At 52.5% G+C, this 3,044-nt stretch carries 1 rRNA gene; it reads left to right on the top strand.

Annotation, left to right across the window (positions count from 1 at the left end):
- Positions 1-98 precede the first annotated feature (98 nt).
- A 23S ribosomal RNA gene (locus C6344_RS18675) occupies positions 99-3,029 on the top strand.
- Positions 3,030-3,044: the final 15 nt, after the last annotated feature.

Below are 3,044 nucleotides of genomic sequence, written 5' to 3'. Positions count from 1 at the left end.
ACGTGTTCTTTGAAAACTAGATAACAATAAGTAATACATTCACATTGAATGCAATGCAAAGTTCATCACACATAGTGATTCTTTCTAAAGTAAGAAATGGTTAAGTTAGAAAGGGCGCACGGTGGATGCCTTGGCACTAGGAGCCGATGAAGGACGGGACGAACACCGATATGCTTCGGGGAGCTGTAAGCAAGCTTTGATCCGGAGATTTCCGAATGGGGAAACCCACTGCTCGTAATGGAGTAGTATCCATACTTGAATACATAGAGTATGAGAAGGCATACCCGGGGAACTGAAACATCTAAGTACCCGGAGGAAGAGAAAGCAAATGCGATTCCCTGAGTAGCGGCGAGCGAAACGGGAACAGCCCAAACCAAGAGGCTTGCCTCTTGGGGTTGTAGGACACTCTATACGGAGTTACAAAGGAACGATATAAGCGAAGAGGTCTGGAAAGGCCCGCCAAAGAAGGTAACAGCCCTGTAACTGAAATGTTGTTCTCTCCAGAGTGGATCCTGAGTACGGCGGAACACGTGAAATTCCGTCGGAATCCGGGAGGACCATCTCCCAAGGCTAAATACTCCCTAGTGACCGATAGTGAACCAGTACCGTGAGGGAAAGGTGAAAAGCACCCCGGAAGGGGAGTGAAATAGATCCTGAAACCGTGTGCCTACAAGTAGTCAGAGCCCGTTAAAGGGTGATGGCGTGCCTTTTGTAGAATGAACCGGCGAGTTACGATCCCGTGCAAGGTTAAGCAGAAGATGCGGAGCCGCAGCGAAAGCGAGTCTGAATAGGGCGCATGAGTACGTGGTCGTAGACCCGAAACCAGGTGATCTACCCATGTCCAGGGTGAAGTTCAGGTAACACTGAATGGAGGCCCGAACCCACGCACGTTGAAAAGTGCGGGGATGAGGTGTGGGTAGGGGTGAAATGCCAATCGAACCTGGAGATAGCTGGTTCTCTCCGAAATAGCTTTAGGGCTAGCCTCAAGGTAAGAGTCTCGGAGGTAGAGCACTGATTGGACTAGGGGCCCCTACCGGGTTACCGAATTCAGTCAAACTCCGAATGCCGATGACTTATCCTTGGGAGTCAGACTGCGAGTGATAAGATCCGTAGTCGAAAGGGAAACAGCCCAGACCGCCAGCTAAGGTCCCAAAGTATACGTTAAGTGGAAAAGGATGTGGAGTTGCTTAGACAACCAGGATGTTGGCTTAGAAGCAGCCACCATTTAAAGAGTGCGTAATAGCTCACTGGTCGAGTGACTCTGCGCCGAAAATGTACCGGGGCTAAACGTATCACCGAAGCTGCGGACTGTTCTTACGAACAGTGGTAGGAGAGCGTTCTAAGTGCTGTGAAGTCAGACCGGAAGGACTGGTGGAGCGCTTAGAAGTGAGAATGCCGGTATGAGTAGCGAAAGACGGGTGAGAATCCCGTCCACCGAATGCCTAAGGTTTCCTGAGGAAGGCTCGTCCGCTCAGGGTTAGTCGGGACCTAAGCCGAGGCCGAAAGGCGTAGGCGATGGACAACAGGTTGATATTCCTGTACCACCTCCTCACCATTTGAGCAATGGGGGGACGCAGGAGGATAGGGTAAGCGCGGTATTGGATATCCGCGTCCAAGCAGTTAGGCTGGGAAATAGGCAAATCCGTTTCCCGTAAAGGCTGAGCTGTGATGGCGAGCGAAATTTAGTAGCGAAGTTCCTGATTCCACACTGCCAAGAAAAGCCTCTAGCGAGGTGAGAGGTGCCCGTACCGCAAACCGACACAGGTAGGCGAGGAGAGAATCCTAAGGTGATCGAGAGAACTCTCGTTAAGGAACTCGGCAAAATGACCCCGTAACTTCGGGAGAAGGGGTGCTTCTTAGGGTGTTAAAGCCCTGAGAAGCCGCAGTGAATAGGCCCAGGCGACTGTTTAGCAAAAACACAGGTCTCTGCGAAGCCGTAAGGCGAAGTATAGGGGCTGACGCCTGCCCGGTGCTGGAAGGTTAAGAGGAGCGCTTAGCGTAAGCGAAGGTGCGAATTGAAGCCCCAGTAAACGGCGGCCGTAACTATAACGGTCCTAAGGTAGCGAAATTCCTTGTCGGGTAAGTTCCGACCCGCACGAAAGGCGCAACGATCTGGGCACTGTCTCAACGAGAGACTCGGTGAAATTATAGTACCTGTGAAGATGCAGGTTACCCGCGACAGGACGGAAAGACCCCGTGGAGCTTTACTGCAGCCTGATATTGAATGTTGGTACAGCTTGTACAGGATAGGTAGGAGCCTTGGAAACCGGAGCGCTAGCTTCGGTGGAGGCATCGGTGGGATACTACCCTGGCTGTATTGACCTTCTAACCCGCTGCCCTTATCGGGCAGGGAGACAGTGTCAGGTGGGCAGTTTGACTGGGGCGGTCGCCTCCTAAAATGTAACGGAGGCGCCCAAAGGTTCCCTCAGAATGGTTGGAAATCATTCGCAGAGTGTAAAGGCACAAGGGAGCTTGACTGCGAGACCTACAAGTCGAGCAGGGACGAAAGTCGGGCTTAGTGATCCGGTGGTTCCGCATGGAAGGGCCATCGCTCAACGGATAAAAGCTACCCCGGGGATAACAGGCTTATCTCCCCCAAGAGTCCACATCGACGGGGAGGTTTGGCACCTCGATGTCGGCTCATCGCATCCTGGGGCTGTAGTCGGTCCCAAGGGTTGGGCTGTTCGCCCATTAAAGCGGTACGCGAGCTGGGTTCAGAACGTCGTGAGACAGTTCGGTCCCTATCCGTCGCGGGCGCAGGAAATTTGAGAGGAGCTGTCCTTAGTACGAGAGGACCGGGATGGACGCACCGCTGGTGTACCAGTTGTTCTGCCAAGGGCATCGCTGGGTAGCTATGTGCGGACGGGATAAGTGCTGAAAGCATCTAAGCATGAAGCCCCCCTCAAGATGAGATTTCCCATTCCGCAAGGAAGTAAGATCCCTGAAAGATGATCAGGTTGATAGGTCTGAGGTGGAAGCGTGGTGACACGTGGAGCTGACAGATACTAATAGATCGAGGACTTAACCTATATTCTAATGTGAAG

This window comes from Bacillus sp. GBSW19, from assembly GCF_002998655.1.
In the GTDB taxonomy this organism is placed as follows: Bacteria; Bacillota; Bacilli; order Bacillales; family Bacillaceae; genus Bacillus.
The sequence above is the reverse complement of the archived record's forward strand: the minus strand, read 5'-3'. Positions and strand labels throughout refer to the sequence as shown.